17 protein-coding genes are annotated in these 19,489 nt (G+C 61.4%); 13 read left to right on the top strand and 4 right to left on the bottom strand.

The window, feature by feature from the left end:
- Positions 1 to 145: 145 nt before the first annotated feature.
- A complete protein-coding gene (locus ABNT42_RS08640) occupies positions 146 to 1,231 on the top strand; it encodes a TRAP transporter substrate-binding protein (RefSeq protein ID WP_348696269.1) in 1,086 nt (361 codons plus the stop codon).
- A 45-nt stretch (positions 1,232 to 1,276) separates the two neighbouring features.
- Here the strand turns inward: ABNT42_RS08640 and paaX are convergent, their stop codons facing one another.
- Positions 1,277 to 2,197: a phenylacetic acid degradation operon negative regulatory protein PaaX gene (paaX, locus tag ABNT42_RS08645; protein WP_348696270.1), complete on the bottom strand. Its 921-nt coding sequence runs from the start codon at positions 2,195 to 2,197 to the stop codon at positions 1,277 to 1,279.
- Between the two features lie 198 nt (positions 2,198 to 2,395).
- Between paaX and paaA the strand changes: the two genes are divergently transcribed.
- The 11 genes from paaA to paaZ are packed head-to-tail and all read left to right on the top strand — an operon-like array spanning position 2,396 to position 12,956.
- Positions 2,396 to 3,370 (top strand): 1,2-phenylacetyl-CoA epoxidase subunit PaaA, encoded by a 975-nt coding sequence (gene paaA / locus ABNT42_RS08650; protein ID WP_348696271.1) that lies wholly within the window; start codon positions 2,396 to 2,398, stop codon positions 3,368 to 3,370.
- Positions 3,371 to 3,418: 48 nt separating this feature from the next.
- Positions 3,419 to 3,703: a 1,2-phenylacetyl-CoA epoxidase subunit PaaB gene (gene paaB / locus ABNT42_RS08655; RefSeq protein ID WP_155432836.1), complete on the top strand. Its 285-nt coding sequence runs from the start codon at positions 3,419 to 3,421 to the stop codon at positions 3,701 to 3,703.
- 12 nt (positions 3,704 to 3,715) lie between these two features.
- On the top strand, positions 3,716 to 4,474 hold the full coding sequence (gene paaC, locus ABNT42_RS08660; protein WP_348696272.1) for a 1,2-phenylacetyl-CoA epoxidase subunit PaaC: 759 nt from the start codon (positions 3,716 to 3,718) through the stop codon (positions 4,472 to 4,474).
- A gap of 10 nt (positions 4,475 to 4,484) precedes the next feature.
- Complete coding sequence (paaD, locus tag ABNT42_RS08665; protein WP_348696273.1) at positions 4,485 to 5,063, top strand: 1,2-phenylacetyl-CoA epoxidase subunit PaaD; 579 nt, start codon at positions 4,485 to 4,487, stop codon at positions 5,061 to 5,063.
- A gap of 13 nt (positions 5,064 to 5,076) precedes the next feature.
- Positions 5,077 to 6,150: a 1,2-phenylacetyl-CoA epoxidase subunit PaaE gene (paaE, locus tag ABNT42_RS08670; RefSeq protein WP_348696274.1), complete on the top strand. Its 1,074-nt coding sequence runs from the start codon at positions 5,077 to 5,079 to the stop codon at positions 6,148 to 6,150.
- A 28-nt stretch (positions 6,151 to 6,178) separates the two neighbouring features.
- Positions 6,179 to 6,970 (top strand): 2-(1,2-epoxy-1,2-dihydrophenyl)acetyl-CoA isomerase PaaG, encoded by a 792-nt coding sequence (gene paaG / locus ABNT42_RS08675; protein ID WP_348696275.1) that lies wholly within the window; start codon positions 6,179 to 6,181, stop codon positions 6,968 to 6,970.
- A gap of 2 nt (positions 6,971 to 6,972) precedes the next feature.
- Complete coding sequence (paaH, locus tag ABNT42_RS08680) at positions 6,973 to 8,562, top strand: 3-hydroxyacyl-CoA dehydrogenase PaaH (protein ID WP_348696276.1); 1,590 nt, start codon at positions 6,973 to 6,975, stop codon at positions 8,560 to 8,562.
- The gene (paaI, locus tag ABNT42_RS08685) at positions 8,555 to 9,037 is read left to right on the top strand and encodes a hydroxyphenylacetyl-CoA thioesterase PaaI (RefSeq protein WP_348696277.1); all 483 of its coding nucleotides are present in this window, start codon (positions 8,555 to 8,557) and stop codon (positions 9,035 to 9,037) included. Before paaH ends, paaI begins: the two co-directional genes overlap by 8 nt.
- Positions 9,034 to 10,248, top strand: a complete 1,215-nt coding sequence (gene pcaF, locus ABNT42_RS08690) for a 3-oxoadipyl-CoA thiolase (protein WP_348696278.1) — start codon at positions 9,034 to 9,036, stop codon at positions 10,246 to 10,248. Before paaI ends, pcaF begins: the two co-directional genes overlap by 4 nt.
- Positions 10,249 to 10,262: 14 nt before the next feature.
- Positions 10,263 to 10,874: a phenylacetic acid degradation protein PaaY gene (gene paaY / locus ABNT42_RS08695; RefSeq protein ID WP_348696279.1), complete on the top strand. Its 612-nt coding sequence runs from the start codon at positions 10,263 to 10,265 to the stop codon at positions 10,872 to 10,874.
- 30 nt (positions 10,875 to 10,904) lie between these two features.
- Complete coding sequence (gene paaZ, locus ABNT42_RS08700; protein WP_348696280.1) at positions 10,905 to 12,956, top strand: phenylacetic acid degradation bifunctional protein PaaZ; 2,052 nt, start codon at positions 10,905 to 10,907, stop codon at positions 12,954 to 12,956.
- A 33-nt stretch (positions 12,957 to 12,989) separates the two neighbouring features.
- Here the strand turns inward: paaZ and ABNT42_RS08705 are convergent, their stop codons facing one another.
- Positions 12,990 to 14,219 (bottom strand): Xaa-Pro peptidase family protein, encoded by a 1,230-nt coding sequence (locus tag ABNT42_RS08705; RefSeq protein WP_348696281.1) that lies wholly within the window; start codon positions 14,217 to 14,219, stop codon positions 12,990 to 12,992.
- A gap of 152 nt (positions 14,220 to 14,371) precedes the next feature.
- Positions 14,372 to 16,537, bottom strand: coding sequence for a M4 family metallopeptidase (locus tag ABNT42_RS08710; protein ID WP_348696282.1), 2,166 nt, complete (start codon positions 16,535 to 16,537; stop codon positions 14,372 to 14,374).
- A 604-nt stretch (positions 16,538 to 17,141) separates the two neighbouring features.
- Between ABNT42_RS08710 and ABNT42_RS08715 the strand changes: the two genes are divergently transcribed.
- Positions 17,142 to 17,795: a hypothetical protein gene (locus tag ABNT42_RS08715; protein ID WP_348696283.1), complete on the top strand. Its 654-nt coding sequence runs from the start codon at positions 17,142 to 17,144 to the stop codon at positions 17,793 to 17,795.
- Between the two features lie 12 nt (positions 17,796 to 17,807).
- Here ABNT42_RS08715 and ABNT42_RS08720 read toward each other — a convergent pair whose 3' ends face one another.
- Positions 17,808 to 19,460 carry a TRAP transporter large permease subunit gene (locus ABNT42_RS08720; protein ID WP_348696284.1) on the bottom strand — a complete coding sequence of 551 codons (1,653 nt, stop codon included), beginning with the start codon at positions 19,458 to 19,460 and terminating at the stop codon, positions 17,808 to 17,810.
- Between the last annotated feature and the right edge of the window lie 29 nt (positions 19,461 to 19,489).

The following is a 19,489-nucleotide window of genomic DNA, read 5'->3' on the forward strand; positions in this document are numbered from 1 at the left end:
CGTAAATTCTGTGTTGTGTGGTGTGCACTTGTGGCGCAGTGCCGACATGATACAGGGTTGTGCCGCACTGGTGCCGTTTCTGCGATTGCCAGCCCTGACAACTGGTTCTACACTGGGCAGCCACACTATCCCACAGGAGAACTGCATGCAACGTCGTTCCTTCCTCAAGCATGGCACGCTGGCGGCTGGCGCCGCAACGGTGGCCGCACCGGCACTGGCGCAGGGCGGCCCTGCCATTAGCTGGCGCCTCGCTTCCAGCTTCCCGAAAACGCTGGATACCATCTACGGCTCGGCCGAGCGCTTCACCAAGCGCGTGGCGGAATTGACTGGCGGCAAGTTCGTGATTCGCCAGTTTGCCGGCGGCGAGATCGTGCCCGGGCTGCAGGTGATGGATGCGGTGCAGGCCGGAACGGTGGAGATAGGCCATACGGCGTCCTACTACTATTTCGGCAAAGATCCCACGTTTGCCTTCGACTGTGCGGTGCCGTTCGGCCTGACTTCGCGCCAGCAGACGGCGTGGATCGATCAGGGTGGCGGGCGTGAGTTGCTGCGCGATTTTTTCAAAGGCCATGGTCTGATCAATCTGATGGCCGGTAATACGGGCACCCAGATGGGCGGCTGGTTCCGCAAGGAGATCAAGACGGTGGCCGATCTGAAAGGGCTGAAATTCCGTATCGCCGGTTTTGCCGGCCGCACCATGGAACGCATGGGCGTGGTACCGCAGCAGATCCCCGGTGGCGATGTGTATGCGGCGCTGGAAAAAGGCACCATCGACGCGGCCGAGTGGGTGGGGCCGTATGACGATGAAAAGCTGGGGCTGGTGAAAGTGGCGCCGCATTACTATGCGCCGGGCTGGTGGGAGGCGGGGCCGCAGCTGTCGCTGTACGTGAATATCAAGGAGTGGGAAAAGCTGCCCAAGGAGTACAAGGCGGCCATTGAAGCGGCCAGCTTCGAGTGCCACGTGGCGATGCAGGCCGAATACGATGCGCGCAATCCGGCTGCACTGGCACGGCTGATCAAGAATGGCGCCAAGCTGCACACCTTCTCCAAAGAGATCATGGATGCGTCGTACAAGCATGCCACCGATATCATGGAAGAGGAAGCCGGGCGCAATGCTGCCTTCCGCAAGATCTACGAGCCGTGGAAGAGGTTCCGCAACGACCAGAACCAGTGGGCGAAGGTAGCAGAAGCGCCGATGCAGAACTTCCTGATCGGTGCTGGCCGCAAGTAGGCCCAGAGTTCCGCAGACCGGCCTAGCTGCTGGTCATTGTAGCGTTTAGCACAGTCCGCCGAAGCGTTCGAAATAGGCTGCGGCGGCTGCCGGTGCTGCCGCGTCTTCCTTCTGCAGCGCAGCGTCGATATGCTGCTCGGCCGCGCTCTGCACGGCCTGATAGATTTCCCGCGCCAGTGCATACGCCTGACTGCCCGGCCACGGCGCCGGCAGCAGTTCCAGCGGTAGTTGCGGATCATGCAGCTGTACACGGCGGTAGGCATGGATGACCAGTGTGCGCATGACGAAAGCCTGTTCCGGCGTGATTTCGACTGCTGCTTCTTTCAGTATGGTTGCCAGCGGCGCAAAGCGGCTGATGAAATGCCGATAGGCGTCCGCTACTTCGCTCAGATCCCAGCCGCTGGACAGTAAGTCCGTCAGCGGGCGACCGCATACCTGCGGCAGTGCCTGTCCCTGTACCACAAACACTTTACCGGCGATGCCTAGTCGCTGCAGCAGTTCGTCCAGCACCACGGCTTCTGCCGCCGGATGTCCCATGATGCCGGGCGCAATCACGCCATAACCTTCCCATAGCAGTTCCTTGCGCAGGGCGCTGCGCTCGGCCGCATTCAGCGCACCATCGCCGTTGATGACCAGCGTCCAGCTGCCGTCCCAGCGGTGCACCAGCGGGGCATAGATGCGCCGGTAGGCGTGCACGAAGCGCTGCATGGCCGGTGCCGTAATGGCATAGGAACTGCGGCGGCCATCGCGCTGTGCACCCAGCCAGCCTTCCTGCGCCAGCCGGAATACGGAGGTGCGTAGCAGGCGGTCGTTGACGCCGAATGGCGCCAGCAGCTCGATCAGGCTGCCCAGCCAGACCATGCCGCCATGGGGCACGATGCTGTCGCCGAAGATGGTCACCACCAGCGATTTCGAGCGCGGCGGTTCGTTGGCGAGGAAGTCGTCTATCCAGTCTTGGCAATCCATGGCGGTCCGGTTCTAGCGGGTGGGGCAGAAAAAGGCAGCAGTTTACTTGGCCTGCGGCGGGCTGCTGAAATTATTTCATAAGCTTGCCGATAGGATACATGAAAATGATTTGAGTCAAAAAAATCGTAGTCATGCAAATATTTGTATCGTATTATGGCGCCATAAATTATTAGAACTATCCGTAACTAGGAGACAGCCATGTACGCACAAATGGTGGAGACTGGCTTGAACGCCGTCCGCTCGGCCGAGGATATGGCCGACGACGAACGCGCGTTTCAGGCGCGTATCGATGCCGGCATCAAGATCGAAGCCAAGGACTGGATGCCCGAGGCCTACCGCAAAACCCTGATCCGGCAGATTTCGCAGCACGCCCACTCGGAGATCGTCGGCCAGCTGCCGGAAGGGAACTGGGTCACGCGCGCGCCTACCCTCAAGCGCAAGTCCATCCTGTTGGCCAAGATACAGGACGAGGCAGGTCATGGCCTGTACCTGTACAGCGCGGCCGAAACGCTGGGCGTCTCGCGCGACGAACTGCTGGAGGCGCTGCATAGCGGTAAAGCCAAGTATTCGAGCATCTTCAATTACCCTACGCTGTCGTGGGCGGACATGGGCGCCATCGGCTGGCTGGTGGATGGCTCGGCCATCATTAACCAGATTCCTTTGTGCCGCTGCTCGTATGGCCCGTATGCGCGCGCCATGATCCGGGTTTGCAAGGAAGAGTCCTTCCACGCCCGTCAGGGCTACGACATCATGCTGGCGCTGGCACGCGGTACGCCGGAACAGAAAGCCATGGCACAGGATGCGCTGAACCGCTGGTGGTGGCCATCGCTGATGATGTTTGGCCCGTCCGATGCAGATTCCGTCAACAGCGCGCAGTCGAGCAAATGGCGCATCAAGCTGTTCTCCAACGACGAACTGCGCCAGCGCATGGTGGATCAGACCGTGCCGCAGGCCGAATATCTGGGCCTGACCATCCCCGACCCCAAGCTGAAATTCAACGCCGAAACGGGCCACTACGAATTCGGCGAGATCGACTGGGCCGAATTCCATAACGTCCTGAAGGGCAATGGCCCATGCAATCGCGAGCGCCTGCGCACCCGCGTCACGGCATGGGAAGAGGGCGAGTGGTTCCGTGACGCGCTGCAGGCCTACGCCGACAAACACGCAAAATAAGCCCGCCTGATGATCTGAGCGGCGCACAAAAAATAATTGGAGACCAAGATGAGCAAACAATGGCCACTGTGGGAAGTCTTTATCCGCAGCCAGCACGGGCTGGCACATAAGCACGTTGGCAGCCTGCACGCACCGGATGCGGAAATGGCCGTCAACAATGCCCGCGATGTGTACACGCGGCGCAATGAAGGCGTGAGTATCTGGGTGGTGCGCGCGGCCGATATCGTGGCCAGCAGCCCGGCCGATAAAGGCGCCCTGTTCGATCCTGCCAATAGCAAGGTGTATCGCCACCCGACCTTCTTCCCGATGCCGGAAGAAGTGAAGAACCTGTAAGTGGAGCGCAGCGTGGATAAGCACAACACCTTCGAATACCTGCTGCGCCTCGGTGACAATGCACTGATCCTGAGTCAGCGCCTGTCGCAACTGTGCGGCAAAGGGCCGGCCATGGAAGAGGATATGGCGCTGACCAACGTGGCGCTGGACCTGCTGGGCCAGACCCGTTTGTGGTACAGCTATGCCGCTGAACTGGAAGGCGCGGGCCGCGATGAAGATGCGCTGGCCTTCCGCCGCGATGCGCACGAATTCCGCAACTGCCTGCTGCTGGAACAGCCCAACGGCAATTACGCCGATACCATGGTGCGCCAGTTCTATTTCGATACATGGCACTACTTCCTGATCGAAGGCCTGACCCGCAGCAGCGATGCGCGTATTGCCGCGATTGCGGAGAAGTCGCTGAAGGAGGTCAGCTACCACTTGCGCCGTAGTGGCGATCTGATCGTACGCCTTGGCGACGGCACGGATTTCAGCCATGCCCGCACGCAGGCTGCAACCGAAGCGCTGTGGATGTACAGCGGCGAAATGTTCGCTTACGACGCGCTGGATCAGGCCATGGTGGCGGCCGGCATTGCGCCGGACGGTGCTGAGCTGCGCCGCCACTGGCTGGCGCATGTAGAGTCGATTTTCAAGGAAGCCACGCTGACCATGCCACCGGCCGATGCATGGATGCAGAGCGGCGGCAAACAGGGCCGTCATAGCGAGCATCTGGGCTATGTGCTGGCCGAGATGCAGTTCCTGCAGCGCGCCTATCCGGGCGCAACGTGGTAAAGGTAGCGCCATGAACGCCAGCGTAGATAGCATAGGCAGCACTGGCAGCTTCACGGCCGCACAAGTGTGGCAATGGCTGGGCGAGGTGGCCGATCCGGAAATTCCCGTGATCTCCATCGTCGATCTGGGCATCGTGCGCGAGGTGCAGGTCAGTGCCGACGCAGTCTGCACGGTGGTGATTACGCCGACCTACTCGGGCTGCCCCGCCATGCAGGTGATTGCCGATGCCATTAGCGAAGCTTTGCGCGCCCATGGCGTGCAGCAGATCGAACTGCGCAACCAGCTGTCGCCCGCATGGACTACCGACTGGATGAGCGCCAGCGGCAAGGCTGCCCTGCGCGGCTATGGCATTGCGCCGCCCGCCCAGCAGGTGATCGACATCAGCGGCCTGCAGCGCCATGCGCACGGTTCTGCGCAAGGCCCTGCTCACGCGGCCATCTCGCGCAGCGTGCCCGCGCCGCAGGTCGAATGCCCCCACTGCGGCTCGGCGCATACCACGCTGACCAGCCAGTTCGGCTCCACGCCCTGCAAAGCGCTGTACAAATGTCTGGACTGCCACGAGCCGTTTGACTACTTCAAGTGCCATTAACAATTACAACATCATGAGCCAATTCCATACCCTGAACGTTGCCAAGGTTACCCACGAGACGCGCGATACCATCGCCGTTACCTTTGCCGTGCCGCCGGCCTTGAAGCAGGAATTCCAGTACCAGCAAGGCCAGCACCTGACGCTGCGTACCCATATCAATGGCGAGGAAGTGCGCCGCTCCTATTCCATCTGCGCCAGCGTCAAGGAAGATACGCTGCGCGTGGCCATCAAGCGGATTGCGGGCGGGCTGTTTTCCGGCTGGGCGCATGAAGCCCTGCAGGCCGGTGTGGCAGTAGAGGTGATGCCGCCCATGGGCCACTTCAACCTGCCGCTCGATCCAGCCGCCCGCAAGCACTATCTGGCGGTGGCGGCAGGCAGCGGTATCACGCCCATCCTCTCCATCATCAAGACCACACTGGAGACGGAGCCGCACAGCAGCTTTACGCTGTTCTACGGTAACCGCGCTTCCTCGTCGGTGATTTTCAAGGAAGAACTGTCGGAACTGAAGGACACCTATCTGGAACGCCTGACACTGGCCTATGTGATGAGCCGCGAGCAGCAGGATATCGAATTGTTCAACGGCCGCATCACTGGCGAGAAGTGCACGCAGCTGCTGCAGCACTGGGTCAAGGTGGAAGATCTGGATGCCGCCTTCATCTGCGGGCCGGAAGACATGATGCTAGGCGTCTCGGCCGCATTGCAGGAAGCCGGCATGCCTAAGGCGCAGATCAAGTTCGAGCTGTTCGCCACCAATACCGCCCGCCCTGCGCAGCGCAGCAGCGAGCACGCGGCCGAGCGCCATGCCACGCAGGTCACCGTCATCATGGATGGCAATGCCAGCACCTTCTCCATGAATCAGGATCAGGAGTCGCTGCTCGATGCCGGTCTGCGTGCAGGGCTGGATATGCGCTACTCCTGCAAAGGTGGCGTATGCTCTACCTGCCGCTGCAAGCTGGTGGAAGGCAAAGTGGATATGGATGTGAACTACGCGCTGGAAGACTACGAAATTGCCCGTGGCTTTGTACTGAGCTGTCAGAGCTTCCCCGTCAGTGACAAAGTAGTGATCGACTTCGATCAGGCCGAATAAAGCCGGCTGCATCATTCAGGGAGATAGCATGCAATACCAGAATATCCTGTTCAGTATCGACGCCGGCATCGCCACGCTGACGCTGAACCGTCCCGATAAACTCAATAGCTTCACACAGGCCATGCACGAGGAAGTGCGCCATGCACTGGCGTGCGTCCGGCAGGACAGCAGCATACGTGTGTTTGTGCTGGCAGCGGCGGGACGCGGCTTCTGCGCGGGACAGGATCTATCCGACCGCGCTGTGGCACCCGGTGCACCGGCCGTCGATCTGGGCGAATCGGTAGAGAAGAATTACGCCCCGCTGGTGCTGGCGCTGCGCGCCTTGCCTATGCCGGTGATTTGCGCCGTCAACGGCGTGGCTGCCGGTGCCGGTGCCAATCTGGCGCTGGCCTGCGACATCGTGGTAGCAGGTGCTTCGGCTTCGTTCGTGGAAGTGTTCTGCAAGCTGGGGCTGATTCCTGATACGGGCGGTACTTACTTCTTGCCGCGACTGGTGGGGAATGCCCGTGCCATGGGCATGGCCATGCTGGGCGAAAAAATCCCGGCGGCGCTGGCCGAGCAGTGGGGACTGATCTGGAAATGCGTACCGGATGCGGAACTGGCCGGCACCGTACAGGCCATGGCCCAGCATTTCTCTAGCGCGCCTACCAAGGGTCTAGCCTTTACCAAACAGGCGCTGTATGCCAGCCCGCAGAATACGCTGGCGGAACAGCTGGCACTGGAAGCTGGCATGATGAGCGAATTAGGCCGCAGTAGCGACTATCGTGAAGGCGTGGCAGCGTTCATTGAAAAGCGCGCACCGCAGTTCAAGGGAGAATAAGCATGGCAGCTCTGAATACCGGCCGCACTGTTGCCGTTATCGGTACGGGCGCCATGGGCGCAGGCATCGCGCAGGTGGCCGCCGTTGCTGGCTACACCGTGCGGCTGTACGACAACCGCCCCGAGGCAGTCGCCAAAGCCATGTCCGATATCGCCGCTGCGCTGAACAAACTGGTGCAGAAAGAACGTCTGGGCGCAGTGGAATGTGCGGCTGCGATAGCCCGCATCCACGCGGCACTGAACCTGAACGATGTGGCGGACGCAGGGCTGGTGGTAGAGGCCATTGTGGAAAATCTGGAGGTTAAACGTGCGCTGTTTGCCGAATTGGAAAGCGTGGTGGGTGACGCCTGCATCCTCGCTACCAATACCTCGTCGATTTCCGTCACCGCCATTGCGGCGGGATTGAAGCTGCCGCAGCGACTGGTGGGGATGCACTTCTTTAATCCCGTACCTTTGATGGCGCTGGTGGAAGTGATCAGCGGTCTAGCAACCGATGCAGCCGTCGCGCAGACGGTGTTCGATACGGCCGCAGCGTGGGGCAAGAACCCCGTGCACGCACGTTCCACGCCGGGCTTCATCGTCAACCGTGTAGCCCGTCCGTTCTACGCGGAAGGCTGGCGTTTACTGAGTGAGCAGGCGGCCGATGCTGCCACCATCGACGCGGTGATGCGCGATGCCGGTGGCTTCCGCATGGGGCCATTCGAGCTGATGGACCTGATCGGCCAAGACGTCAACTTCTCCGTCACCCAGTCAGTGTTTCAGGCCTATTTCAATGATCCCCGCTTCACTCCGTCCATCCTGCAGCAGGAACTGGTCAACGCCGGTTTCCTTGGCCGTAAATCTGGCCGCGGCCTGTATGACTATAGCGCCACTGCCGGCGCAGGTAGCACACTGCCAGCCCAGGCTGAAGCTCCGCAGCCCAAGCCGGAATATGTGAGCTACACGGTGGCGCAAGGCACCCAGGCTTCCCACCTGCTGGGCGCGGCCATCAGCGATGCACTAGCAGCACGCTTGCGCGCCGCCGGCATTCAGGTCACCCACCGCAAGGCACCTGAAGCGCGCGGCAACGGCATGCACGATGAAGCGCCGGCTTTCCACTGCAATGGCGCCGCCCTCTATCTGACCGATGGTCGCACGGCCACCCAGCGTGCGCGCGACAATCAGCATCCCGATACGGTGCTCTACGATCTGGCACTGGACTACGGCAAAGCACCACGCATCGCCCTGTGCTGTGCTGACCAGTGCTCGCCTGCGGCCTATCAGGCCGTGGTGGGCCTGCTGCAATCTGCCGGCTTCATCGTCACGCGGCTCGATGATGTGGCAGGCATGGCCGTCATGCGTACTGTCGCCATGCTGGCCAACGAAGCGGCGGATACTGTCAATCAGGGCGTCTGCAATGCGCAGGCGGTCGATACAGCCATGCAGAAGGGCGTCAACTACCCGCGTGGCCCGCTGGCGTGGGCCGATGCCATCGGTATCGATCTGGTGGTGAGGGTGCTGACCCATCTGGCCGCCGGCTATGGGGAAGACCGCTATCGCGTCTCGCCACTGCTGCGGCGTAAGCTGGCGGCTGGAGCACGCTTCCATGCATAACACGCCGCTCGATCCGCAGGCTGCCAGCGTGCAGGCACAGGCGCTGGCCGCGGCTGTCGGCGAGGCGCTCTACGCGCGTGATCCAGCCTCGAAGGCGCTGGGCATGCAGATCGTCGAAATGCGCGCCGGCTACGCGCGCATGAGCATGACGATACGGCCCGATATGCTGAATGGCCACCAGAACTGCCACGGCGGTTTCATTTTCACGCTGGCTGATAGTGCCTTCGCCTTCGCCTGCAATAGCCATAACATCAATACCGTGGGCGCCGCCTGCAGCATCGACTATCTGGCACCGGGCCGACTGGGCGATGTGCTGACTGCGGAAGCGGTGGAACAGGTGCAAACAGGCCGTAGCGGCGTGTACGACGTGACGATCCGGAATCAGGAGAATCGCATCATAGCCCTGTTCCGAGGCAAGTCGCATCGGGTAGGCGGGGAAATACTACCTACCAAAGAATCTCAGGAGACATTGTGAACGAAGCATTTATCTGTGACGCCATTCGCACCCCGTTCGGCCGCTACGGCGGCGCGCTGGCCAGCGTACGCCCCGACGATCTGGGCGCGCTGCCGATCGCCGCGCTGATGAGCCGCAACCCCGGCGTGGACTGGAGCAAAGTGGATGACGTCTATTATGGCTGCGCCAATCAGGCCGGCGAAGACAATCGCAACGTAGCGCGCATGTCCGCGCTGCTGGCCGGCTTGCCGGTCGAAGTGCCTGCCTCCACCATCAACCGCCTGTGCGGCTCCAGTCTGGACGCAGTAGGCATGGCGGCACGCGCCATCAAATCGGGCGAAGCCCAGCTAATTATCGCCGGTGGCGTCGAGAGCATGACGCGCGCGCCTTTCGTCATGGGTAAAGCCGATAGCGCCTTCGCGCGTGCAGCGAAAATCGAGGACACCACCATAGGCTGGCGTTTCGTTAACCCGCTGATGAAAGCGCAGTACGGCATCGATTCCATGCCGGAGACGGCAGAAAACGTGGCGCAGGAATTCGCCATCAGCCGCGCCGATCAGGATGCTTTCGCTCTGCGCAGCCAGCAACGCTGGGCCGCCGCCCATGCTGCCGGCGTGTTCCGCGACGAGATCACGCCGGTCACGCTGCCGCAAAAAAAGGGCGATCCGAAAATCGTCGATACCGACGAACATCCTCGCCCGGATACCACGGCAGAAATGCTGGCGAAACTGAAAGGCGTCGTGCGGCCGGATGGCAGCGTCACTGCCGGTAATGCCTCCGGCGTCAACGACGGCGCCTGCGCCATCCTGCTGGCATCTGCTGCCGCTGCCGAACAATATGGCCTGAAAAAGCGCGCCCGCGTACTGGGCATGGCCACAGCCGGTCTGGCGCCGCGCATCATGGGCTTCGGTCCTTCACCCGCCTCGAAGAAAGTGCTGGCACAACTGGGTCTGAGCATCGCCCAGATGGATGTGATCGAACTGAACGAAGCCTTTGCTGCGCAGGGGCTGGCCGTCACCCGTGATCTGGGACTGGCCGACGATGCAGCGCACGTCAATCCGAATGGTGGCGCCATCGCCATCGGCCACCCGCTGGGCGCTTCCGGTGCGCGGCTGGTGCTGGCGGCACTCAATCAGCTGGAGCGTACGGGCGGCCGCTATGCACTGTGCACCATGTGCATAGGCGTGGGGCAGGGCATTGCCGTTGTGATCGAGCGCGTCGAGCAGGAATAACGGGGGGAGGCTGCATGGTCAAAGTCTACGAAATCAATGGCGTCACGCCCGTCGTCCATCCTACCGCCTACGTGCATCCCAGTGCGGTGCTGATCGGCGATGTGATCGTCGGCCCGCGCTGCTACATCGGCCCGCTGGCGTCACTGCGCGGTGATTTCGGTCGCCTGATACTGGAAGAAGGCGCCAACCTGCAGGACACCTGCGTGATGCACGGCTTTCCCGGTGCCGATACGGTGGTCGAGCAGGATGGTCACATCGGCCATGGCGCGGTACTGCACGGCTGCCGCATAGGCCGCAATGCGCTGGTAGGCATGAACAGCGTAGTGATGGATAACGCCGTGATCGGCGCGGAAAGCATCGTTGCTGCGATGAGCTTTGTGAAGGCCGGCATGGAAGTGCCGGCGCGCAGTCTGGTGGTCGGTTCACCCGCCAAAGTAGCACGCGCTCTACGCGACGATGAAATTCAATGGAAGAGCGCCGGTACGGCGCAGTATCAGGAACTGGCAGTGCGCTCCATGCGCACCATGCGCGAAACAGAAGCGCTGACGGAACTACCGGCGGAGCGGCCACGCATGGAGTGGGATAGCACGCTGCCGCTGCACCTGCATAAAAACGCCTCGGCATAAACAGTCTAGGTAAAAAAACGGAGACACGAGATGACACAAGTAGCAACCCTGCAAAGCTTTATTGGCGGGCGCTGGATCGGTAGCGAAGCTGCCCTGCCTTTGCGCGGCGCCTTGAATAATGCGCTGATTTATCACACTCACGCAGAGCAGATCGATTTCGATGAAGCCGTTACCTACGCCCGCAAGACTGGCGTGCCGGCACTGATGCAGATGGATTTCCAGCAGCGCGCGGCACGCCTGAAGGCACTGGCGCTGTATCTGCTGGGCCGCAAGGAAGAACTGTATGCCATCTCGCACCTGACCGGCGCTACCCGCGCCGATAGCTGGGTGGATATCGAAGGTGGCACCGGCACCCTGTTTGCCTACGCCAGCATGGGTAGCCGCGAACTGCCATCGTCGAATGTGCTGCACGAAGGGCCGGCTATGGCACTGGGTAAGAGCGGCGGCTTCGCCGGTACCCACATACTGGTGCCGCGCGGCGGCCTCGCCGTGCATATCAACGCTTTCAACTTCCCCATCTGGGGCCTGCTGGAAAAATTTGCGCCGAGTTTTCTCGCCGCTATGCCGTGCATAGGCAAGCCCGCCACCGCCACCAGCTATCTGACGGAAGCACTGGTGCGCATGATGCACGAATCCGGCCTGCTGCCGGAAGGCGCGCTGCAACTGGTGATAGGCTCGACGGGCGATCTGCTTGATCGCGTGAATGGCGCCGACGTGGTGACTTTCACGGGTTCAGCCGATACCGCCGCCAAGCTGCGCGCGCACCGGAATCTGATCGCCAACTCAGTACCCTTCACGGCCGAAGCCGATTCGCTCAACTGCGCCATACTGGCGCCCGATGTGACGCCGGACGATGCCGAGTTTGATCTGTTCGTCAAAGAAGTGGCGCGCGAGATGACGGGCAAGGCAGGACAGAAATGTACCGCCATCCGCCGTATCCTCGTACCGGAAAATCTGGTCGATGCGGTAGGCACGCGCTTGCGCGAGCGTCTGGCCAAAGTCAGTGTGGGCGATCCTTCGGTGGAAGGTGTGCGTATGGGCGCGCTGGCCTCCAAGGATCAGCAGCGCGATGTGGCCGAGCGCGTGGCAATGCTGGCGCAGGGTAACGAAGTGCTGTTCGGCGAGCGCGATGGCTTCAGTCCTATAGGCGAAGGCGTCAGCGAAGGGGCATTCCATGCGCCGACGCTGCTGCTATGCCGCGACGGCATGAGTAACGACGCCGTGCACGACGTGGAAGCCTTCGGCCCTGTCAGCACCATCATCAGCTATCACGGCATCGATCAGGCCATGGCGCTGGCCGCTCGTGGCCGTGGATCGCTGGTATCCACGCTGGTGACGCGCGATCCGGCCACGGCCGCCTATGCCGTGCCTATGGCCGCTGCCTCCCATGGCCGCGTGCTGATACTGGATCGTGAAGCGTCGGTGGATTCCACCGGCCACGGCTCGCCCTTGCCGCAACTGAAACACGGTGGCCCCGGCCGTGCCGGTGGCGGCGAAGAATTAGGCGGCATTCGCGCCGTGCGCCATTTCCTGCAACGTGCGGCGGTACAGGGCTCGCCCACCATGCTGGCGGCTGTGACGGGTGAGTATGTGCGTGGTGCTAAAGTTCAGGAAAGCGAGCAGCATCCGTTCCGCAAATACTTCGAAGACTTGAAAATGGGCGATTCCCTGTTGACCCATCGCCGTACGGTCAGCGAAGCCGACATCGTCAACTTCGGTGGTGTTTCGGGCGACTACTTCTACATGCACTTCGACGAGATCGCCGCAAAAGACACCCAGTTCGGCAAGCGTATCGCCCACGGCTATTTCGTGCTTTCGGCTGCTGCCGGCCTGTTTGTCTCGCCTGCACCGGGGCCGGTACTGGCCAACTATGGGCTGGATAATCTACGCTTCATTACGCCGGTGGCGATAGGCGATACCATCCGTGCCCGCCTGACCTGCAAGCGCAAGGTGGACCGCAACCGCACCGATGACAAAGGCATCGGGCAGGGCGTGGTGGCATGGGATGTACAGGTGACCAATCAGAATGACGAACTGGTAGCCAGTTACGACATTCTGACGCTGGTGATGAAGCGGCACTAGGCCATAAGCCGCCGCAGGCGGCTTGGTGGTGACCTATTTACGCAGACCGAATGGATCATCGATGCTGTGGGCCGGCTCGGTGAACCATTTCGGACCATTTTCCGTCATGTAGAAGTGGTCCTCATGGCGCACGCCGAACTCGCCCGGGATGCAGATCATCGGCTCGTTCGAGAAGCACATGCCTACATCCAGCGGCGTCTTGTCGCCACCCACCAGATACGGCCACTCGTGGATATCGAGGCCGATGCCGTGGCCGGTGCGGTGCGGCAGGCCCGGTAGCTTGTAGCCGGGGCCGAAGCCGTCGGCTTCCAGCGAACGGCGCGCAGCCGCGTCCACTTCTTCGCAAGGCACGCCCAGTTGCGCGGCATTGAAGGCGGCCTGCTGGGCGGCTTTCTCGCTGTTCCAGACGGAGCGCTGGCGTTCGCTCGGTGTACCGTACACATAGGTGCGGGTGATGTCGGAAATGTAGTTGTGCAGTTTGCAGCCTGTGTCGATCAGCACCGTGTCGCCTTCTCGCAACGTTTGCACATAGCTCACGCCATGCGGGTAGGCCGTGGCTTCGCCGAACAGTACGATCACAAAGTAGGAACCGGAAGCGCCCACTTTGCGGTGCGCGAGGTTGATGAATTCTTCCACTTCCGTGGTGGTGATGCCCTCGCGCAGAATACTGGCCGTGGCCACATGGACCGCCAGCGTCATGTCCTTGGCGCGCTGCATCAGGGCGATTTCGTTCAGTGATTTGCGGGTGCGGCAGTGTGCCGTCACGCTGCGCGCATTCTCCAGTGCATAGCCGTCAGCCAGCGGGCGGATGCCATCGTAGATGAAGAAGGCAGCGCTCTCGCAGATGCCGATGCGCGGCGCACTAGCCCCGGCGGTGGCCGGTGCTATGCCCATGCGCTGCAGCGTATCGACGAACAGCTGGTAAGGGCTTTCGTGCTCGTGCCAAGTGTTGACGCGGCCTTCCACCAGCATGAAGTCTTTCAGCGTGCTCTCTTCGAAAGCGGGAGCGATGTATTCCACTGCGCCGCTGGCGGGCAGAATGGCGCCCACCATACGTTCGCTCGGATACCAGCGCGTGCCGGTGAAGTACATCAGATTGGCACCTGCATTGATGTAGATGGCCGCAATGCCCTGCGCCTGCATGTAAGCCTGTGCCTTGGCGATGCGTTGCAGATGTTCGTCTTTGCCGATAGGGACCGCGCCTGCAGTCATGTCCGACAGGGAGGCCAGCGCCTCTTCGATGGTTTTTCCACCTATGGTCATTTTTATATCCCTGAGTTATATCTCTGAGTGGTACGCCGGTAAGCGTCAGGCGGGGATCATAGCAGTTTTGAGCGGGCAGGCTAGTAACAGCCTGTGTCTTGCGCAATTGCAGTGTGCCGATTTCGGCATCGGCCTGATCGGCACACGGCGGGCTAGTTGGTCAGCAGGCTAACCTTGTCGATGACGAAGAACGTGGGCTTGGATCTATCTTCGTGCATGGCGAAACTGAGCGTCAGCGTCTTGCCCTTCTGCGCCAACACATCGAAGCTGTGCAGCTGATAGCCCGCCACCGCATCCTTATTGCTGTAGCGCGCCAGCGTGCGCACGACTTTGCCCGCGCTATCCTTCAGCGTCACCGTCAGCTGGTCATACGCCACGGGATGGACTTCACCCGTCTCGATATGGCTGGCAAAGCTCAGCGTCGCCTGCGTGGCACTGGCCGGTATGCTGAAACTCTGCGTCAGCACCTGATTGGTGCTGTGACCCTTGCCGCCCATGCGGGCGTAGCGCACGCCTTCGTAGGCTATCTGCGCAGGATCGCTGCCGATAACGACGGTAGAGCCTTTCCAGCCTTTGATGCCATCCTCGAAGCCACCATTGACGATGCGCTCCGTGCCCTGCGGCTCGTCACCACCGCCCTCGGCCTCGTCGATATCCGCCCCCACATTGATGGCCGCATAGGCGCGCTGCACGGCGATAGCTTCTTTCGAGTTGGCGCCATATAGTTCCTGCGCCGCTTCCAGTACCTTGGCACGGGCATCGGCATAGCCGGTAGTCGAGGTGAACTTGGTGGTGAGTGCCTTGAACCAGATGCGGTAAGCCTTGTCGCTGCCTATGCCATGCATGGCGGCCGGCGTGCGGGTCAGGAATTTGCTGTAGTAGTCCGAGGCCGGATCGGCCTTGGAGCCTTGCGCGAGGAAGTAGAACATGCGGTTATTCGGCCCGCTCGAATAGTGTACGTCGAGGTATTTGAGCGAGCTGCTCCACGCATCGGGGCTGCTGCCGTCCTTGCTGGGGCGGTACATCCAGCGTAGCGGCTGGCCGTTCTTGCTGATCTCCGTGCCCATCATCCAGTCGTTGCCGCTGGCGGGTATCAGGCTACCCGTGCCGCCGGCACGGGCATAGGCTTCCACCATCTCGCCACCGACGTCGGAGTTCGATTCATTCAGGCCGCCCGATTCGCCCGCATACACCAGATCAGCCGTGGCCGCAGTCACGCCGTGCGACATTTCGTGGCCGATCACGTCGATTGCGCCTAGGCTGTTGAAGTGGCTGCCATCGCCGATGTACATACACTTGCAGCTATCGTCGTAGAAAGCGTTGTCGTAGCTGGTGTCGACATGGGCGGCGATATAGGTGGCGGTGTTGTTACCGTCCAGCGAATGCCAGCCTAGCGCATTGCGATTGGTGTCATAGGTATTCATCAGCCCCCACAGGGCGTTGACGGCAGCCGTCTGGCCGTTAGCACTGGTGGTGCTGCCGCCGCTCACATACTGCTTGCCATCGCCCCAGGTATTGCTGCTATTGGTGTAGATGTTGCCGGGATCGGGATTGTCGGCCGAACTGTGGTTGGCATTGGTGATCGCCATGCCGCCGAATTTTCCGCCCGTGCCGCGCGAGGCATCGAGCATCTGGAAGCCGTTGGCGGCCGCACTGGTATTGATAGGCACCACACCGTTGTACTGGCTGTTGCCGCTGCCGACCACGGTCTTCAGTGCCGGCCACTGGGCCAGTATCTCGCCCGTGCGGGCATCTACGATGGTGTCGTAGTACACCGGCTTGTTGTCCTGTGCCATGCGGGTTTTGACGTAATAGGCCAGCGCATAGCGCTCGATGACTTCCTGCAGATCCTCCGCATTCAGCTCGGTTTCCTGTTTGGCCTGTGCCGCTGGCACCCGCACCGTGCGCGCAACGGGGAAGATCAGCAGTTCGGCGCTGGGCGGCCAGCGGTCCACCCCGCGCGGCGCCACCGAACTGGCAGCGATGCGGATTGCATCGGCCGCGCTGATGGTGGGCGTGGCATCGGCTGCAGCCAGTGGCGCCAGACCTTGCGCTGCAAGGCTGCGCCTGTCCTTGCTAGCCACGCTGACGATGCTGCCGTTGGTATCCGTCACCACCACGGACTCGGAGCCGAAAATACGCAAGCCTTTGTAAGTGTGCTGGGTGCGCACGATTTTCTGTCCGGCCCCGCCCGGATGCTGGCTGCTCAGGCGCACGCTCAGCTCCGGCGCCAGCCCGCGCGCGCTATCCATCGCGCTCAGCTGGGTAAGTAAATTGCTGCTCTGCTGCGGAGTCAGTGTGGTAACGGGCGGCGCCATCAACTGGGCCGCAACAGCTTGGCTACTTATGGTTGCAAGCAGAACCCGGAGTACGCCGGACAGTGCAGGTTTCATCATCATCTCCCTTGATAACGTTTCCACTTATGCGGCCTATTCCGCACGGCGGATAGAGCACGCTAGTGCCGCGGCAGGGCGTGGGTACTGTCACAAATCAAGGGCGGTGCACGGCCAGATTTCAAGTGCGGTTAATGCGCCACACTTTGCTTGAAAATCAGTCAAAACTTGGTTGCAAAATTCTAACATTGCGACTTAAACTAGTTGATGCTGATGCGGATTAAGCTTCGCAATCAGACCATAACAAGCGCAGGGCACAACCCCTAGAAACAAGCGCATCGGGAAACCAGGAAGAATTCAATGAACGCATACCCAAACCACGCCATCTCCCATGCCCGCACGCTGAGGGCAACCTGTCTGCACGCGCCGCCCCGTAGTTAATTTCGATCCATTCCTATAGTCGTCACCGGCCTGCGCTAGCAATGCCGGCGGCTGGCATTGCTGCTGCGGCGCTGTATTGGCATCGCTGAGTAGCGTGTCCTATTTTTGTCGTTATTTTTGTCCGCTGTGTGCGGGCAGGGGAGCTTGCATGCCATCGATATCTACCAGTGTCGAACGCATCGTGATGGAGTCTTCGTTTCTGATGGAAGGTTTGAGCCGTAATCTGATCAACCTGTCGGAACTGGCGCGCCAGCTGCAACCGCAGCTGGAAAGCGATATGTGGCGTCCGGTCGGTCAGGCGGCCGTGGTGATGGCACTGCGTCGTGTGGCCGAGCGCCTGCCGGATGCCGCCAACCAGCCCGCCGCTGTCGTACCGCGTACGGGCGAGCTGACCACCCGCACCGAGCTGACGGAGTACACCTTCCGGCATTCCGACAGCATAGGCGAATGTCACCGCCAGCTGCTGGATCGTACGGCGGCCATGGAAGGCGCGTTCGTCACGGTAACGCGTGGCGTGAATGAAGTGATGGTGATCTGCGGCCGCAGCGTGACGGCGGTGGTGGAGCAGGTGTTTGCTGGCGAACGTCTGCTGACGCGGCAGGACAATCTGAACGCGCTGACCATGCACCTTGATCCTTCCTGCAGTCGCACTTCCGGTCTGCACCATACCCTGCTCAAGCAGCTGGCGTGGGAGAAGGTGGAAGTGGTGAATATGATCTGCACTTACACCGAAATGACCATACTGCTGGAACAGAACCAGACGGGCGCTGCCTTCAACGTCATGTCGCGCGCGCTGGCCTGAGCGCGCCAGCGCTTATTTCTTTTCTTCGTCGCTAGAGAAGTTCAGGGTGGGGGCTTCGCCGTCCGGGTGTTCTTCGCCGGCCGCAGCGGGGGCGGGGTCGTCCAGCCGTAGTTCCAGCTGCTCTTTCATATCCACCTTCTTACCCACCGTAACCAGCTGGGGGAAGCCGATAATCAGGGCCACCATCAGTATCTGGATCAGCACAAACGGAATCGCGCCCCAGTAGATATCGCTGGTCTTCACTTCCTTGGGCGCTACCGAGCGCAGATAGAACAGTGCGAAGCCGAACGGCGGGTGCATGAAGGAGGTCTGCATATTCACTCCCAGCAGCACGCCGAACCAGATCAGATCGATGCCCAGCTTGTCGGCCACCGGCCCCACCAGTGGCACCAGTATGAAGGCCAGCTCGAAGAAATCGAGGAAGAAGGCCAGCGCGAAAAACAGCAGGTTCACCACGATCAGGAAACCGGTCGTGCCACCGGGCAGGGCGGATAGCAGATGCTCTACCCACAGGTCGCCGTTCACGCCACGGAACACCAGCGAGAACACGGTAGAACCGATCAGGATGAACACCACGAAGCAGGACAAGCGGGTGGTGCTGTGCATGGCCTGCCTGGTCAGGTCCAGCGTCAGGCACCGGTTGAACAATGCGAGCAGCAGCGCGCCCATGGCGCCCATGCCGCCGCCTTCCGTGGGCGTCGCCAGCCCGATGAAGATGGTGCCCAGCACGAGGAAGATCAGTGCCAGCGGCGGCACCATGACGAACACCACTTTCTCTGCCATGCGCGACAGTAGCCCCAGTTTGAACTGGCGGTTCAGCAGCGCGAAGACGAAGGCGCCGATGATGCCTACTGCCGCAGCGGCGATACCCAGTTCGTCGCTGGCCAGCGCAGGATGGCGCTCGCCCCAGTAGCGCGCGAACAGCCATGCGGCGGCAACTGCGCCCAGTACCAGCACCAGCAGCGAACGTACGCCGCTATCGCCATTCGGCTGGCGCAGGTTGCGCGCTTCCAGCGGCAGGGCTGGTACGGCTGCCGGCTTGAAGATGGATAGGGCCAGCACATAGCCCGCGTACAGTGCCGTCAGCAGCAGGCCGGGCGCAAACGCAGCGCGGTACATATCGCCTACCGAGCGACCCAACTGGTCGGCCATCACGATCAGCACCAGCGAGGGGGGAATAATCTGCGCCAGCGTGCCGGAAGCGGCAATCACACCGGCGGCCAGTTTGCGGTCGTAACCATAGCGCAGCATCACGGGCAGGGAGATCAGGCCCATCGAGATGACCGATGCGGCTACCACGCCAGTGGTGGCGGCCAGCAGCGCGCCGACGAAAATCACCGCATAGGCTACGCCGCCGCGGATAGGGCCGAATAGCTGGCCTATGGTGTCCAGCAGGTCTTCCGCCATGCCTGAGCGTTCCAGTATCAGCCCCATGAAGGTGAAGAAGGGGATGGCCAGCAGCGTATCGTTGGCCATGATGCCAAAGATGCGGTTGGGGAGTGCCTGTAGCAGTTCCGGTTTCAGCAGCCCCAGTTCTATGCCCAGTAGCCCAAAACACAGGCCGTTGGCCGCCAGTGCAAACGCCACGGGAAAACCCGACAGCAGGAACAGCACCAGTACCGCGAACATGATGGGGGCGAGATTCGCCGTCAGGAATGCTTCCATGGACTTCCTTTATGACGTGCTGCTTGGGC

It is taken from the genome of Duganella fentianensis (assembly GCF_964031615.1).
GTDB classification, from domain to species: Bacteria; Pseudomonadota; Gammaproteobacteria; order Burkholderiales; family Burkholderiaceae_D; genus Rugamonas; species Rugamonas fentianensis_A.